The following is a 14,749-nucleotide window of genomic DNA, read 5'->3' as shown; positions in this document are numbered from 1 at the left end:
AACTGATATAGGCAGTGCGTGATTCTTATGAGTTTGTTGAGCTGCCAGCTTCCAAAATCTTATGTGCGACCTATACACGACATCGGTCTCAGCCCTCTCGCTCGTGGTGGGCCGCTCTCAGGTTGAGCGCAACGCTGATCTTGAAACCGTTGCGCAGCAACTTCTCGGAGAACTTAAAAAGTCACTGACGCATCTTGAGTGGATCGAGCCTGTAACCCCTACCGAGGTCGCGGGAGTTGACGCGCGTCGGGTGGAGTTTCGCTGGCGACAGCAGGGGCAACCGGTTCATCAACTGCAATTAATTTTTCTGCATCACGATGAACACCTGCAGCCGTTGCTCATGCAGATCACCTGCATCAGTAACTTGATCGGTGGCATGGTGGTAACTGGCTTTCATAGAAGAGTTTGGGGGATGCATTTGACGATCTTTTTTCAGAGCAGCAGATAAACGCGCTCGATAGCAGCAGAGCGTCCGTAAGCTTCACTTGATCACACAGCGATTAATATCTATTAAGAGTTATAGTTGATTTTATTGAAAGCTCCTGCCGCCCCTTGGTCATGGGTATCTTGTATAAAAAATAAAGGAAAATATGTCGGGAAAATGTTAACGGTACATGAAGATAAAGGCTTTGCGCCGCTAATAGTTCTGATGGCGCGAAGGTGATGCATGATGGTATAAGATATAGGTAAGTACTGTTTGAGTTGTGACTCATGGAGGTTTTATGAATATCGAAAACTTGCTTAAGGATGAGTATGGCGAAGTAGTAAAGAAAGAGTCTGACATGTTCTTTTTTCAGGACGAAACCAAAACCTATGTTATTAATTATTGGCTAAAGTCACGAGCAGAAGGCGTCAAGTTACTTGTCATCTCTCAGGACTTTGTCGACGACGCTTTGGCTAGGATTGTTTTTGACTCGGTTCCTGTTTTTTCTTCAACAGGTAAGCCAATCGTTTTTTCGATTTCCGCTGGTAAGCGCTCTTCAAGTTTATTTACTCATGTAATACTCTTTCCGCAAAACTATCATGGGCATATGAAAGATACAGGTATAGATCGAAATGATCTGTATTTGTGTGTTCCTATTTTTCGCTGTGAATTTTCTGGCGAGGAGAGTGCCGAAGAATTTATGGATATGCGCGTACACTTTGTACCCGTTCTCGATTGGAAGCGTACCGTTTGTCCTAAAGTTAAAGTTTATTTTGATAATCCCAAAACTGGCGCAGGCACCAACGAAGCGCGAGTTTTGGTCAACTATTCGGCTCTGCTTCTAGAGGTTGACAATTTGGAAGGCGTTTCTAATGGCTTTATCGAGTTGGAAAACTATAAGGGCGATATAGTAGAGATTTTATCTCCTGAGAAGAAGGAGTTTATTCTTACCCTAAATAGGGAGGATGAAACTGTTATGTCTAAAGATATATTAAGAGCCTATTTGGATGATTTTGTAATGGGTTGAGTAAATTTTTACATTGAGGACTAATAACGCCGGTTCCGTTAACCGTGCGGCAAATACTCTTCCATATAGCATGGGGCACAGAGCCGGCCGACACTTTAAGCCAATATTTACCAGCGACGCTCGATCGTTTCCATGCCAATGAACTGGGCTTTGTACGGTCGCCTGGCTTCAAGGACAAAACTTTTGTAAGCGCTCCATGAGCCCCACATTCAAAGCACTCAATTGATACCGGAAGATGTGTTCCCGATTTTCCAAGAGCCCATCCGCCATGACGCGAACCGACTCCAACATCGAAAAGTCCACTTCCACCCAAGCCGGTCTACTTCCGAAAGTCCATCGACGGCCTACACGTACTCACGAGGATGACGAATTCTCGCCGCCGTGGACTGCGAATCTCTCACCACTTAACGCGCTGTTCGCCGTTGGCTGGGTGTGTTTATCGAGCGGTTACTAATGTCTTCGCCTTCATTGCCGACACACTGGCGATGACTAAACGCATCACCCCGCCACGCCGGTAATCGCTGGCGCTCCCAATTCCGTTTTACCGCTGCACACAAGGAAGAAGTACATGATCAAGCTGTTCGGCAAAGCTGCTGTTGTGTTGTCTCTGGTCACGCTGTTTGGCTGTTCCTCGACGCCTTCCGTCGAGAAAATGCAGGCTGATGTGGCGAACTATTCGTTGCCCAAGGCTGCCGTCGCCGACAAAGGCCTGGTGTATGTGGTGCGTCCAAGCAACGTTGGGATGTTGGTACGGTTCAATGTATTCCTGGATGACAAGGAAGCTGCTTCGGAGATGGGTTACAACCGGGGTAATCAATACATTTATTTCTTCGTGACGCCGGGCAAGCATGTGATCAGTTCCAAAGCCGAGAACTGGGCTGACTTGCAGATCAGCGTGAAGGCGGGTGAGGTTGTTTACCTTAAGCAGGAAGTCGAAATGGGCTTCGCCGTGGCGCGCAACGGCCTCAAGTCGCTGAGCGATCTGGAAGGTCGTTATCTGGTCAAGGATGCATCCCTGGGTACCGTCATAAAAGAAAGCAAGTGATCTGAGCGCGCTTGAAGCAGCCGGGACCTGAGCCCGGCCGCTTTTCATCTTCTTATCCCAAAACACCAAGGGACTGCCGTGAAAAACCTTCTCCTCATTCTCCTCACCACCCTCATCCTCGGCGGCTGCGTCAGCCATCCGCTCACACCGGAAAATCGCGCGCAGGTCAAAACGGTGAAAGTGCTGCCCGTGAAGTGGGGCAAGAACATGGTGTATTTCGGTCGTGAACAGGCCTGGGGCGCGGCGCTGGGAGCCGGGCTGGGTGCCGGCGTGGGCATGGCGAGCGGGGCGTCGAAGGTGGGGACCGCGGCGTTGAGCGGTGCCGGGTTTGCCGCCGGCATGAAGCTTGGGCAGTTGGCTGAAATGTCGACGCCGGCAGCGATATTGACGGTGATGGACGCCGAAAACATCGACGTGGGTGTATTGCTCAAGCAGGGCTTTGTCGATGCGTTGGGCAAGACGTCAACGCTCAAGGTGGTGGGTGACGATGAGCCCGCCGACGCGCAGATTCAGCTGACGGTGACCGAGTGGGGGTTTCGCCTGACCCAGGGGTTCAGCAGCGTGATCTACCCGACCATTTCGGTGATTGCGCAGATGGACCGTGGCGACCAGATGATCTGGCGCACGTTTGAGACGATCACGCCGTTCAATGGCCAGAATGTGTATGGCTACACGCCGCTGACCTACCGCACCGACCCCGAGGCCTTGCGCCGGGCGCTGACTGGGATCACGCAGATCTCCGGCCAGTATCTGGTGAAGGAGCTCAAGTAAGCCTAGTGGATCTTCATGTTCTGCAGGGTTCACATATCCGCGCGAAACAACTTGAGAACCCCCCTTAACTCCGTAAAATGCGCCAGCCGTTGCGGCACTACAGGTTCAGGGACGAATGCAGACGCACGTGTTACTCCTCCCGGAATCGCCGCAGGCCTCAGCTCTGCCGATTTTCCATTTCAGGAGCAACACGTGAAGACACTCTCCAAAATCCTGCTGTCTGGCCTCACCGCCGCAGCGCTGTTGACCGTGGCCGGTTGCGCCACCGAGAGCAACCGCGCGATGCCGGTGGAGCAGGTCGCCAGCGCCAAGATCGCCTATTCCGGCGTGCGCGTGCCGATTGCTGTGGGCAAGTTCGATAACCGCTCCAGCTACATGCGCGGCATTTTCTCCGATGGCGTCGACCGCCTCGGTGGCCAGGCCAAGACCATCCTCATCACCCACCTGCAGCAGACCAACCGCTTCAACGTGCTGGACCGCGACAACATGGGCGAAATCTCCCAGGAAGCCGCGATCAAAGGCACTGTGCAGAAGCTCAAGGGCGCCGACTACGTAGTGACCGGCGATGTAACCGAGTTCGGTCGCAAAGAGACCGGCGACCGCCAACTGTTCGGCATTCTTGGCCGTGGCAAAACCCAGGTGGCCTACGCCAAAGTCGCTCTGAATATCGTCAACATCAGCACGTCCGAAGTGGTGTATTCCACCCAGGGCGCCGGTGAGTACGCGCTGTCCAATCGTGAAGTGATCGGCTTCGGCGGCACCGCCAGCTACGACTCCACCCTCAATGGCAAGGTGCTGGACCTGGCCATGCGCGAAGCGATCAACCGCCTGGTCGACGGCATCAACGCCGGCGCCTGGAACCCGCGCAACTGATCAGCCACACCACAAGGAGCAGTACACGGATGAGCAAGGCAGTGAAGTTGGCGTTGATGCTGACAGCAATCGCAGCGGTCGCCGGGTGCCAGACGGCGCCCCAGCCCCTGTATCAATGGGAAAGCTATCAGCCGCAGGTTTACGAGTACTTCAAGGGCGAGCCCAAGGAGGCGCAAGTCGAGGCACTCGAGCGCGATCTGCAGAAGATCAACGCCAGTGGCCGCAAGGCGCCGCCGGGTTACCACGCGCATTTGGGCATGCTGTACATGAGCATGGGCAAGGATGACCAGATGGTGCAGGAGCTGCGTACCGAGAAGGCCTTGTTCCCTGAGTCCGCCGCTTACATGGACTTTCTGCTGAAAAACGCCAAGGCCGGAGTCGCCCTCAAATGAACCTCTTGAAACTCACCGGCGCCTTGCTGGCCCTGGCTTTGCTCGGCGGTTGCGCGGCGCCCAAGACCATTGATTACACGGCCTACAAACAGGCGCGGCCCAAGTCGATCCTGGTGCTGCCGCCGATCAATGAGTCGCCAGAAGTGCAGGCCTCCTACAGCCTGGTGTCGCAGGTGACCTACCCGTTGGCCGAAGCCGGCTACTACGTGTTGCCGATCGCGCTGGTGGACGAAACCTTCCGCCAGAACGGCCTGACCACCGCCAACGATATCCAGGCCGTGCCGCCCACCAAACTGCATGACATCTTTGGTGCCGACGCAGCGCTGTACATCACGGTCAGCGAGTACGGCACCAAGTACATGCTGATCTCCAGCGACACCTCCGTGACGGCTTCGGCCAAACTGGTCGACCTGCGTACCGGCACCACCCTGTGGACCGGCGCGGCGCGTGCGTCCAGCGAGGAAGGCAACAACAACGGCGGCGGCCTGGTGGGCATGCTGATCACGGCGGCGGTCAAGCAGGTGATCAACAGCTCCACCGATGCGGCGCACCCGATTGCCGGGATTACCAGCGCTCGCCTGCTGTCGGCAGGGCAACGCACCGGCATTCTGTACGGCCCGCGTAATCCGAAATACGGCACCGACTGACGTGTTTTAAAAGCCCTGCCTGGCCGCCCGGTCAGCGCAGGCTTTTGCTGTTCAGTTCACCAGGATGTCCTTGGGCTTGATCAATTGCGTGCTGTTCACCCGGAACCCTGGCTTGCCTGTGCCGGTCAGGTCAATGGCGACGAAATAGCGATGGATAGCCGGGTCGAAACTGACGATGGTTTCGCCGGCGCGCCCGGTGAAGGCAGTGACGAGTTTGAGGTGTGTATTGGCCTCGTTCTCGAGGCTGCGCAGGTCCATTTTGTCGACGCCGGTAGTGAGGTCCATGATTTCATCCGGTGACTCAGGCGTGGAATCGCTGGCGCGTTCATAGACAAACGTATCGGCGCCTCGGCCGCCGCGCAGCCGGTCCGCACCGCTCCGGCCCGTGAGCCGGTTAGCAGCGTCGTTACCGATCAAGGTGTCATGGCCGGAACCACCGACGGCATTTTCAATGGTGCAGTCGCGCGCGATGGATATATTGCCTCGCAAGCCCCCCACATCGGAGAACGAACCCGCCCTGAGGTTGATGACCTGGTCGTTGCCGTAACCCGAGACATCCAGCGTGTCGTTGCCCCCGCCGTCCCAGACGCAGAACGCGGCGCTGTCCCGGTAATTTCGAAGGGAGTAGTAATCCCTGCCGCTATTGGAATTGAAGCCGTAGGTGTTGTCTTCCCGACGAATGTGATGATTGGCCCCGTACCTTTTTTGCACGGCGCTGATGTCGTCCATCATTGGTGCTTTCGGCTTTTCTCCAAGCTGTTTGCCGCAGTGTTCGGCGCCGAAGTAACTCATGACGCTATGAGCTCTGGAGTCCTGTACGTGGCGAGGCGCCTTTGCCCCGCTCCAACCGTCGTAATGACCCGGATGAGTCAGCCCTAAGGTGTGACCAATTTCGTGTGTTAGATCGTGGCGTGTCACTCGGCGTGGGTTGTAAAGCGTATTGCCGCTGTTCCAGAAGTGCCCGGGGAAAAAGCCCACTGCAGTGCCGACGTGTCTGGAAATGCCGAAGCTCAATCGACCTTCTGTCTGGCAATCGCTCTGAGTGAACTCCAGGTTGGCGACATCACTCCAGGATTGCATGGAGCGCCGGGCGTCCTGCTTTTGAGCTTCGTTGAACCGTCGCGCATGGGTGTTGAAGGTATAGGCAATTTCAGTCTTGCCGTTCCGATCCCGGTCATCCCACTTTTCCGTTTTCCGGGTGAGTTGCTCAACGGCTTGCTGCTTGTCGAGCGAGCGCTTGTGGATCCTGGCCGCGTGCGGATCGTCCCGGCGCAGGGTCTGGTCGTAGTTGGCGTTGTGAGTACTGTTGGTTGGAGGGTGCGGGCGGTGATTCGGCTGCACATAAGGCAGTGGCGGCTTGCGCACATAGCGGTGCGGAATAAACGGCTGCATAAATGGCCGAAAGAGTGTTCCAAGCCACCGATTGAAAGGTCGCAGAGCGGGTTGAACGTACGGTTGATAGGCATAAAAGGGCGCGCTGAAATGTATTCTCACGATGGTATTTTCCGCTGGGTGCTGTCACCTTTCCTTACTTGAACGACGCCGCAGACTCCCTGTGCAGGGGGTAAAACTGCCAGCCCGGGAAAGAGTTTCCAAAGGTGGTTATGTGTCCGAACAAGACTTTTTTGGACGGTTGGACAGAGGGCAAAGTGTTTATGCAATATTCAAATTCAACCCTCGACCCCGTCGCTGCTGGCCGTGCCGCCCAGTCCGTGGAATCTATCCAGATTGACCGGCGAATGAACCTACCGGGTGAATTGCTACGTCTCACCCAAGTGAGTGAATCATTCACACACTCGTTTAAGCCAATACCCCGGCCCTCCACAATCCAGTGTGGGAGGGGGCTTGCGCCCGATAGCGGTATGCCATTCACTGAATTGTCTGACTGACACGCCGCGACCAACAGGAGCCCGCCCCTCACATGCCCACCCCGGCTGCCTCACCCAGCGACGAATCGCTGCTGGTCCGCTATCGAACCGGTGACGCCGCTGCGTTCGAAGCGCTCTACGCACGTCACCGCCAGGGCCTCTACCGATTTCTCGTGGCCCTGTGCAACAAGGCCGAACTGGCCGAAGAGATCTATCAGGAAACCTGGCTGAGCCTGATCCGCAGCACCACCCAGCCACAGGGCCGCGCGAGTTTTCGCACCTGGCTGTTCCAGATTGCCCGCAACCGCCTGATCGATCATTGGCGCAAGCACGGCATCCACAGCCCACTGCACGACAGCTACGACGAACAACTGCACGCCCAGCCCGACCATGACGCCGGCCCCGAGCAGCAACTGAGCCTGAGCCGCGACCAGGCCCGCCTCGACGCCGCCCTGCAAGGCCTGCCCGACGACCAGCGCGAAGTCTTCCTGCTGCGCCTGCACGGCGACCTCGACGTACCGCAAATCGCCGCCCTCACCAACGCCCCGCTGGAAACCGTCAAAAGCCGCCTGCGCTACGCCCAGCAGAAACTGCGCCGCCTGCTGGCCGAGGAGATCACCGCATGACCGACAAACGCGCCACACCGGATCCCGATGACACGCTGCAGCACTATCGCCAACACAGCCCGGGCGAACCGCCTGCAGCCCTCGACGCCTTCCTCCTCGACACCGCCCGACGTGAGGCCCCAACGCCGCAGATGAGCGTGTGGCAACGCTGGCGCAACGTCTGTAAACAACCGCGCTGGCAAATGGCATTCGCCACCGTGGCCGGGCTGGCGTTGATGGTGGGGGTGGTGATGCGTGAGCCGGTGGCGCATAACGAGATATCCACTGCGACGTTTTCTGTGCAGGCACCGATGGCTCGGATTGCGATGGCGCCTAGGGATGAGAGTGCAATGGTGGGTCAATCTGCAGTCCGACAGCTCAGCAAGCACGCGCCGGTGGCGGGGCCTACGTTGGAGGAGGGGTTGCGCGAGATTGTCGCGCTACGTGAGGCGGGAGCAAGCAGAGCGGCGGATGAGAAGCTGCTGGCGTTGCATGAGCGGTTTCCGCAGGAGGATTTGCCGGGGTTGTTGGAGGGGTTGCGAGGGCGTTGAATCGCCTGGCGGTGAGCGAGGCGTTATGAAAAATGCGACTTTGTGAGGGACTCTTGATTCTTGTATTTCAGGCAGCAGAAATTAATAACCACCAAGATAAATTGTAAGTTTTGGGGCTAAGAAAATAACGAAAGCGATTATTAATGGCAGAACAACCATGTGCAAATGCTTGCCTTGAATGTTGCGATCATACTTTTCATTTATTAACGAGGCAGCGCCTTTTGCTGCGAGCGCCAAAATCACAGCGCTTATTAGCGAGAAAATAATCAGCATATAACTACCTGAATCTTCAATAAATCAGCATCGCACCAAACGACAATAAGGTGGCGTATGTCAAGCGCTAACCTGCAACAAATTAAGCGTTTAACGGGCGGGTTCTAGCGGAACAAGCAATGCGCTTGCGACGACCGGGTCTCAAGGGTGGCCTGCGTACGGCTCTAATCACCCAGGAGTTGCGACCTTTCTTTGAGTACTGGGATAGCACCCACAAAAAAGCCCCAGACCTTTCGACCTGGGGCTTCTTCATCTATATCTGGTGCACCCGGCGGGATTCGAACCCACGACCCCTGCCTTCGGAGGGCAGTACTCTATCCAGCTGAGCTACGGATGCTTGTGCGGGCGCCATCATACCCATGTCGACCTTGGGCGTCCATGCTGGGTTTGGCCGCTGGATCGTAGGAAACCCTCCCGCCAGGGCTCTGCGGCGGGGGCCGGTGGTCGATGGGGTGGAACGCTGTTCTCACACGCTGATCAGACTCACCGGACACGCGGGTGCTTTTCGTTCTTTTTTTCGAACAGACTATTGCCCTGTACCCCCATTGCTCCTAGGATTCGTTTGAGATTTCAAACGCTCTGTCTCCCGTGCGCCGTTTCACTCACGTTGCGCGCTGGGGCTGATTTCCCTGACGGCAGCCCACAAGGCGCCTTTCTACAACTCTAATTCGCTCCGCGTGCGCGCGGTGCTGTTAAGGAAAGCCGACATGCAGCTCAAAGATACCCAGTTGTTCCGCCAGCAAGCCTTTATCGATGGGGCTTGGGTCGACGCGGACAACGGTCAAACCATCAAGGTCAATAACCCGGCCACGGGCGAGATTCTCGGCACCGTGCCGAAGATGGGCGCCGCGGAAACCCGCCGTGCCATCGAGGCCGCCGACAAGGCGCTGCCGGCCTGGCGTGCCCTTACCGCCAAGGAGCGCGCGAACAAGCTGCGCCGCTGGTTCGAGCTGCTGATCGAAAATCAGGACGACCTCGCTCGCCTGATGACCCTGGAGCAGGGCAAGCCGCTGGCCGAGGCCAAGGGCGAGATCGTTTACGCCGCGTCTTTTATCGAGTGGTTTGCCGAAGAGGCCAAGCGCATCTATGGCGATGTGATTCCCGGCCACCAGCCCGACAAGCGCCTGATCGTGATCAAGCAGCCTATCGGCGTAACCGCTGCCATTACCCCGTGGAACTTCCCGGCCGCGATGATCACCCGTAAAGCCGGCCCGGCCCTGGCCGCCGGTTGCACCATGGTGATCAAGCCGGCGTCGCAAACGCCGTTCTCGGCCCTGGCTCTGGTTGAGCTGGCGCACCGTGCCGGTATCCCGAACGGTGTGCTGAGTGTGGTCACCGGCAGCGCCGGCGACATCGGCGGTGAGCTGACCAGCAACCCGATCGTGCGTAAATTGTCGTTCACCGGCTCCACCGAAATCGGTCGCCAGCTGATGGCCGAATGCGCCAAGGACATCAAGAAAGTGTCCCTGGAGCTGGGCGGCAACGCACCGTTTATCGTGTTCGATGACGCTGACCTGGATAAGGCCGTCGAAGGCGCGATCATCTCCAAGTACCGCAACAATGGGCAGACCTGTGTCTGTGCCAACCGCCTGTACATTCAGGATTCGGTGTACGACGCGTTCGCCGAAAAACTTAAAGTGGCCGTGGCCAAATTGAAGATCGGCAACGGTCTGGAAGACGGCACTACCACCGGCCCGCTGATCGACGAAAAAGCCGTGGCCAAGGTCAAGGAACACATCGCTGATGCCCTGAGCAAAGGCGCGAAGCTGTTGGCCGGTGGCAAGGCGATGGAAGGCAACTTCTTCGAGCCAACCATTCTGGTCGATGTGCCGAAGAATGCCGCCGTGGCGAAGGAAGAAACCTTCGGCCCGCTGGCGCCGCTGTTCCGCTTCAAAGACGAAGCCGAAGTGATCGCGATGTCCAACGACACCGAGTTCGGCCTGGCGTCCTACTTCTATGCCCGCGACCTGGGCCGTGTGTTCCGCGTGGCTGAAGCGCTGGAATACGGCATGGTCGGCGTCAACACCGGGTTGATCTCCAACGAAGTGGCGCCGTTCGGCGGCATCAAGGCGTCGGGCCTGGGCCGTGAAGGCTCCAAGTACGGGATCGAGGATTACCTGGAAATCAAATACCTCTGCCTGGGCATCTAAGCCCCGGTTTGGCATTGCAGTAAACGCAAAGGGCACGAGAGCGCTGACTCTTTGCGTGTTTCACACCGTTATTCGCAGTGGCCGGGAACGCTGTGGCAGTCGATCATCGCATGCTGCCGCAGTGGCTTCCCCGCCACGTATTTCCTTGCACAGCGCCACCCGATGAGTGGCGAATGAGGACTTTATGAGCAAGACCAACGCTTCCCTGATGAAACGCCGCGAAGCCGCTGTACCGCGCGGTGTTGGCCAGATTCACCCGATCTTCGCCGAGTCCGCGAAGAATGCCACCGTGACCGACGTTGAAGGTCGCGAGTTCATCGACTTCGCCGGCGGTATCGCCGTGCTGAACACCGGCCACGTGCACCCGAAAATCATCGCCGCTGTGACCGAGCAACTGAACAAGCTGACGCACACCTGCTTCCAGGTATTGGCGTACGAGCCGTACGTGGAGCTGTGTGAAAAAATCAACGCCAAGGTGCCGGGGGATTTCGCCAAGAAAACCCTGTTGGTCACTACCGGTTCCGAAGCCGTTGAGAACGCCGTGAAGATCGCCCGCGCCGCCACCGGCCGTGCCGGCGTGATCGCCTTCACCGGTGCTTACCACGGCCGCACCATGATGACCCTGGGCCTCACCGGCAAAGTCGTGCCGTACTCGGCCGGTATGGGCCTGATGCCCGGCGGCGTGTTCCGCGCGTTGTTCCCGAACGAACTGCACGGTGTGAGCGACGACGACGCCATCGCCAGCATCGAGCGCATCTTCAAGAACGATGCCGAGCCGCGTGATATCGCCGCCATCATCATCGAGCCGGTGCAGGGCGAGGGCGGTTTCTATGTTGCGCCCAAGTCCTTCATGAAGCGCCTGCGCGAACTGTGCGACAAGCACGGCATCCTGCTGATCGCCGACGAAGTGCAAACCGGCGCTGGCCGTACCGGTACCTTCTTTGCCATGGAACAGATGGGCGTTGCCGCCGACCTGACCACCTTCGCCAAGTCCATCGCCGGCGGTTTCCCGCTGGCCGGTGTGTGCGGCAAGGCTGAATACATGGACGCCATCGCCCCGGGCGGTTTGGGCGGCACCTACGCCGGCAGCCCGATTGCCTGCGCGGCTGCGCTGGCGGTAATGGACGTGTTCGAGGAAGAGCACCTGCTGGACCGTTGCAAAGCGGTGGGTGAGCGTTTGGTGACCGGCCTCAAGGCGATTCAGGCCAAGTACCCGGTGATCGGTGAAGTGCGCGCCCTGGGCGCGATGATCGCGCTGGAACTGTTCGAAGACGGCGACAGCCACAAGCCGAACGCTGCAGCGGTCGCCGCCGTGGTGGCCAAGGCGCGGGACAAGGGCTTGATCCTGCTGTCCTGCGGCACCTACGGCAACGTGTTGCGCGTGCTGGTACCGCTGACCTCGCCGGACGAGCAACTGGACAAGGGCCTGGCGATCATCGAAGAGTGTTTCTCCGAGCTCTAAGCATCTGATTACACAGATGAACCCTTGTGGGAGGGGGCTTGCTCCCGATAGCGGTGTGTCAGCCCTCTATTTGTTGGCTGATAGACCGCTATCGGGAGCAAGCCCCCTCCCACATTTATTTTGTGCCTGGCATCACATCAGTCGGCGATCACGCGGTTTTTGCCCAGGCGCTTGGCCTCGTACATGGCCGCGTCGGCGCGGGCGAACAGGCTGTCGAGGGTCGAGTCGCTTGCGCGCAGGCTCGCCAGGCCCTGGCTGACCGTCACGTTGAAAGCGCGGCCGTCATAACTGAAGCTCAGCGCCTGGATCTCTCTGCCCAGGCGCTGCGCCACCTGCAGCGCCATCTCCGGTGCGCAACCAGGCAGCACGGCGGCGAACTCTTCGCCGCCAATGCGTCCGAACAGGTCGCCACGGCGCAATACTCCTCGGCCGCTTTCGGCGATACGCCGCAGCACCTGATCGCCCTCCAGGTGGCCGTACGTGTCGTTGATGTCCTTGAAGTCATCGATGTCCAGCAACAGGAACGCCAGCGGCGCGCCCTGGGCACAAGCGACGTCGAAGGCCTGGTTGGCGCATTCGAAAAAGTGCCGGCGGTTGCTGCTCTGGGTCAGTACGTCGGTAGTGGCCAGGCGGTGCAACTCCAGCTCCAACTGCTTCTTTTCGGTGATGTCCTCGGCGATGCCCACCACGATCAGCGGTTTATCGGGATCGGCCTGCTGATTGATGTAGCACTTGTCGCAGAGCCAGCGAATTTGCCCGTCGGCGGTGATGATGCGGTATTCACGGTCTTCCACGGCGCCAGTGGTCAGCACGCGGGACAGGCTCTGTTCGGCGTAGTCGAGGTCTTCGGGGTGAATGCTGTTGCGCCATTCGCGGTGGTCGGCGAGCAGCAGGCTTGCCGCTCTTCCAAAAACACGCTCGTAGGCCGGGCTCACATAGAGCACGCGACGTGTTTCCCAGTCGACAGCCCACAGCACCGCATTCACGCTCACCAGCAGTGAGCTCAGCAACTTCTCGCGCTCACTCAGACGCTCGACTTCACCCTGCGCATGCATCAGCGCAAGCAGGGTGGCAGCCGCCGCCGGGCGGGGCGGTTCAGCGGTTGGAAGGTCAGGCGAAAGGGGCTTTTCGTGAACCATCGGCACAACTCTCTCTGGGCGCGCCGCAAGGTGGAACAGCGGTCACAACAAGGGGCCACCATGATGGCGAAGTGTTCTTTGAGAGAGGGTAAATGCGTCGAAGTTCCATGAACGGCACGGATTGTCGGTGCCCGGAAAATGACGTCAGAAACAGGATAAGTGGGAGGGCGGACCCTCCCACGGTACCGTCAGACCGTCGCGGGACGCAGCGAGTAGGTTTTCAATTGGTGGGCAAAATCGCGCAGCGACTGGATACCGCTGGCCTCGGCCTCGTGCACCCATTCCTTGATCGCCGCCAGCATGTCATGACCGTTCGAGCTGGTCTTGAGCCAGATCTGTTGCAGCGCCAGACGCTTCTCGTAGATCACTTTCAGGGCCTGGCTGTGTTCCAGCAGGCTCTGGATGCGCAGGTGATGGCGATCGTCCAGCAGGCTGGTTTCACGGGACAGCAGGCGCTTGGCGCGATGGAATTGGTGGCGCACCGAATGGTCGACCCTCGCCAGCTCCTGCTTGACCAGCGGGCCGATCACCAGCTTGCGGTACTGGGCCATGATCTGGAAGCGGTTGTTGAGGATCGCCATGGCGGTGTCCATGTCCAGATGGCCCTTGCCTTCGACGCGATGGGCAATCGGCGCAACCCGCTGCACCTTGGCCAGACGCAGGAAGCTGAACACCTTGATCCAGGCCCAGCCCATGTCGAACTCCCACTTTTTCACCGACAGCTTGGCGGAGTTGGGGTAGGTGTGATGGTTGTTATGCAGCTCTTCGCCGCCAACGATGATGCCCCATGGCACAAGGTTGGTGGCGGCGTCGCGGCATTCGAAGTTGCGATAGCCCACGGCGTGACCCAGACCGTTGATGACGCCGGCGGCCCAGAACGGAATCCACATCATCTGGATCGCCCAGATGGTAATGCCGATGGTGCCGAACAGCAGCAGGTCGATCACGCCCATGATCGCCACGCCCAGCAGCGGGTAGGGCGTGTAGAGCTTGCGTTCGATCCAGTCGTCCGGGCAGTTCTTGCCGTAGATGCGCAGGGTTTCCGGGTTTTCCGCTTCGGCGCGGTACAGCTCGGCGCCCTTGCGCATGACGGTGGACAGGCCCTTGATCACCGGGCTGTGCGGGTCATCGACGGTTTCGCACTTGGCGTGGTGCTTGCGGTGGATGGCGGTCCACTCGCGGGTGTTCTGCGCCGTGGTCAGCCACAGCCAGAGACGGAAGAAGTGTTTCAGGCCGGCATTGAGCTCCAGGGAGCGATGGGCTGAATAGCGATGCAGATAAACCGTGACCCCGACAATGGTCACGTGGGTCATCAACAGGGTGACTGCCACCAGTTGCCAGGCTGACAGATCGAGAAAACCGTTGTACCACATAGGCTGTATGGCCCTCAGATAAAGAAAAGAACAGCTCACGCATTATCACTAAGCCTACACAGAAAACCAGACACCCTTTCAGATAGGAGTGACTGGATGTTTCTTATTCTATAATCCGTAACCTTTGTAGGGCGATGCTGTTTTTTGGG

14 protein-coding genes, 1 tRNA gene and 1 pseudogene are annotated in these 14,749 nt (G+C 58.2%); 11 read left to right on the top strand and 5 right to left on the bottom strand.

Annotated features, from left to right (window positions below; translation table 11 throughout):
- Positions 1-88: 88 nt before the first annotated feature.
- The 7 genes and pseudogenes from ACXX81_RS21645 to ACXX81_RS21615 form a co-directional block, all read left to right on the top strand.
- Positions 89-379: pseudogene (locus tag ACXX81_RS21645) on the top strand (DcrB-related protein); the annotation flags it as partial.
- A 343-nt stretch (positions 380-722) separates the two neighbouring features.
- A complete protein-coding gene (locus tag ACXX81_RS21640; RefSeq protein WP_458572358.1) occupies positions 723-1,451 on the top strand; it encodes a hypothetical protein in 729 nt (242 codons plus the stop codon).
- 652 nt (positions 1,452-2,103) lie between these two features.
- Positions 2,104-2,496: a DUF2846 domain-containing protein gene (locus tag ACXX81_RS21635; protein ID WP_209990605.1), complete on the top strand. Its 393-nt coding sequence runs from the start codon at positions 2,104-2,106 to the stop codon at positions 2,494-2,496.
- Positions 2,497-2,574: 78 nt separating this feature from the next.
- Positions 2,575-3,267 carry a hypothetical protein gene (locus ACXX81_RS21630; RefSeq protein ID WP_231423626.1) on the top strand — a complete coding sequence of 231 codons (693 nt, stop codon included), beginning with the start codon at positions 2,575-2,577 and terminating at the stop codon, positions 3,265-3,267.
- Between the two features lie 192 nt (positions 3,268-3,459).
- Complete coding sequence (locus ACXX81_RS21625) at positions 3,460-4,140, top strand: CsgG/HfaB family protein (protein WP_057009902.1); 681 nt, start codon at positions 3,460-3,462, stop codon at positions 4,138-4,140.
- A gap of 29 nt (positions 4,141-4,169) precedes the next feature.
- Positions 4,170-4,532, top strand: a complete 363-nt coding sequence (locus tag ACXX81_RS21620; protein WP_003238711.1) for a DUF4810 domain-containing protein — start codon at positions 4,170-4,172, stop codon at positions 4,530-4,532.
- Positions 4,529-5,179 (top strand): DUF799 domain-containing protein, encoded by a 651-nt coding sequence (locus ACXX81_RS21615; protein WP_003238713.1) that lies wholly within the window; start codon positions 4,529-4,531, stop codon positions 5,177-5,179. Before ACXX81_RS21620 ends, ACXX81_RS21615 begins: the two co-directional genes overlap by 4 nt.
- A 51-nt stretch (positions 5,180-5,230) precedes the next feature.
- Here ACXX81_RS21615 and ACXX81_RS21610 read toward each other — a convergent pair whose 3' ends face one another.
- The gene (locus ACXX81_RS21610; protein ID WP_458572357.1) at positions 5,231-6,571 is read right to left on the bottom strand and encodes a M10 family metallopeptidase C-terminal domain-containing protein; all 1,341 of its coding nucleotides are present in this window, start codon (positions 6,569-6,571) and stop codon (positions 5,231-5,233) included.
- Between the two features lie 529 nt (positions 6,572-7,100).
- Here ACXX81_RS21610 and ACXX81_RS21605 point away from each other — a divergent pair.
- Positions 7,101-7,673 carry an RNA polymerase sigma factor gene (locus tag ACXX81_RS21605; RefSeq protein ID WP_209987152.1) on the top strand — a complete coding sequence of 191 codons (573 nt, stop codon included), beginning with the start codon at positions 7,101-7,103 and terminating at the stop codon, positions 7,671-7,673.
- Complete coding sequence (locus ACXX81_RS21600; RefSeq protein ID WP_458572356.1) at positions 7,670-8,203, top strand: hypothetical protein; 534 nt, start codon at positions 7,670-7,672, stop codon at positions 8,201-8,203. Before ACXX81_RS21605 ends, ACXX81_RS21600 begins: the two co-directional genes overlap by 4 nt.
- An 81-nt stretch (positions 8,204-8,284) precedes the next feature.
- Here ACXX81_RS21600 and ACXX81_RS21595 read toward each other — a convergent pair whose 3' ends face one another.
- Both ACXX81_RS21595 and ACXX81_RS21590 read right to left on the bottom strand, forming a co-directional pair.
- The gene (locus ACXX81_RS21595) at positions 8,285-8,476 is read right to left on the bottom strand and encodes a hypothetical protein (protein WP_322212287.1); all 192 of its coding nucleotides are present in this window, start codon (positions 8,474-8,476) and stop codon (positions 8,285-8,287) included.
- 260 nt (positions 8,477-8,736) lie between these two features.
- Positions 8,737-8,813, bottom strand: a tRNA-Arg gene (locus ACXX81_RS21590).
- Between the two features lie 370 nt (positions 8,814-9,183).
- Between ACXX81_RS21590 and gabD the strand changes: the two genes are divergently transcribed.
- Together gabD and gabT are read left to right on the top strand one after the other, a co-directional pair.
- Positions 9,184-10,626, top strand: coding sequence for an NADP-dependent succinate-semialdehyde dehydrogenase (gene gabD, locus ACXX81_RS21585; protein ID WP_057009892.1), 1,443 nt, complete (start codon positions 9,184-9,186; stop codon positions 10,624-10,626).
- Between the two features lie 184 nt (positions 10,627-10,810).
- On the top strand, positions 10,811-12,088 hold the full coding sequence (gene gabT / locus ACXX81_RS21580; RefSeq protein ID WP_209987158.1) for a 4-aminobutyrate--2-oxoglutarate transaminase: 1,278 nt from the start codon (positions 10,811-10,813) through the stop codon (positions 12,086-12,088).
- A 137-nt stretch (positions 12,089-12,225) separates the two neighbouring features.
- On the opposite strand, the gene ACXX81_RS21575 is transcribed toward gabT, so the two are convergent.
- Together ACXX81_RS21575 and desA are read right to left on the bottom strand one after the other, a co-directional pair.
- Entirely contained in the window at positions 12,226-13,227 is a 1,002-nt protein-coding gene (locus tag ACXX81_RS21575) for a GGDEF domain-containing protein (protein WP_231422649.1), read from the bottom strand.
- 188 nt (positions 13,228-13,415) lie between these two features.
- Entirely contained in the window at positions 13,416-14,600 is a 1,185-nt protein-coding gene (gene desA / locus ACXX81_RS21570; RefSeq protein ID WP_209987164.1) for a delta-9 fatty acid desaturase DesA, read from the bottom strand.
- Positions 14,601-14,749 lie beyond the last annotated feature (149 nt).

The organism is Pseudomonas sp. GNP013 (assembly GCF_054343995.1).
The sequence above is the reverse complement of the archived record's forward strand: the minus strand, read 5'-3'. Positions and strand labels throughout refer to the sequence as shown.

Bases quoted from the DNA above. Each gene is read 5' to 3' on its own strand.
- ACXX81_RS21640 (WP_458572358.1), top strand. From the start codon at position 723: ATGAATATCGAAAACTTGCTTAAGGATGAGTATGGCGAAGTAGTAAAG.
- ACXX81_RS21635 (WP_209990605.1), top strand. From the start codon at position 2,104: ATGCAGGCTGATGTGGCGAACTATTCGTTGCCCAAGGCTGCCGTCGCC.
- ACXX81_RS21620 (WP_003238711.1), top strand. From the start codon at position 4,170: ATGAGCAAGGCAGTGAAGTTGGCGTTGATGCTGACAGCAATCGCAGCG.
- ACXX81_RS21615 (WP_003238713.1), top strand. From the start codon at position 4,529: ATGAACCTCTTGAAACTCACCGGCGCCTTGCTGGCCCTGGCTTTGCTC.
- ACXX81_RS21610 (WP_458572357.1), bottom strand. From the start codon at position 6,571: ATGCAGCCGTTTATTCCGCACCGCTATGTGCGCAAGCCGCCACTGCCT.
- ACXX81_RS21605 (WP_209987152.1), top strand. From the start codon at position 7,101: ATGCCCACCCCGGCTGCCTCACCCAGCGACGAATCGCTGCTGGTCCGC.
- ACXX81_RS21600 (WP_458572356.1), top strand. From the start codon at position 7,670: ATGACCGACAAACGCGCCACACCGGATCCCGATGACACGCTGCAGCAC.
- ACXX81_RS21595 (WP_322212287.1), bottom strand. From the start codon at position 8,476: ATGCTGATTATTTTCTCGCTAATAAGCGCTGTGATTTTGGCGCTCGCA.
- gabD (WP_057009892.1), top strand. From the start codon at position 9,184: ATGCAGCTCAAAGATACCCAGTTGTTCCGCCAGCAAGCCTTTATCGAT.
- gabT (WP_209987158.1), top strand. From the start codon at position 10,811: ATGAGCAAGACCAACGCTTCCCTGATGAAACGCCGCGAAGCCGCTGTA.
- ACXX81_RS21575 (WP_231422649.1), bottom strand. From the start codon at position 13,227: ATGGTTCACGAAAAGCCCCTTTCGCCTGACCTTCCAACCGCTGAACCG.
- desA (WP_209987164.1), bottom strand. From the start codon at position 14,600: ATGTGGTACAACGGTTTTCTCGATCTGTCAGCCTGGCAACTGGTGGCA.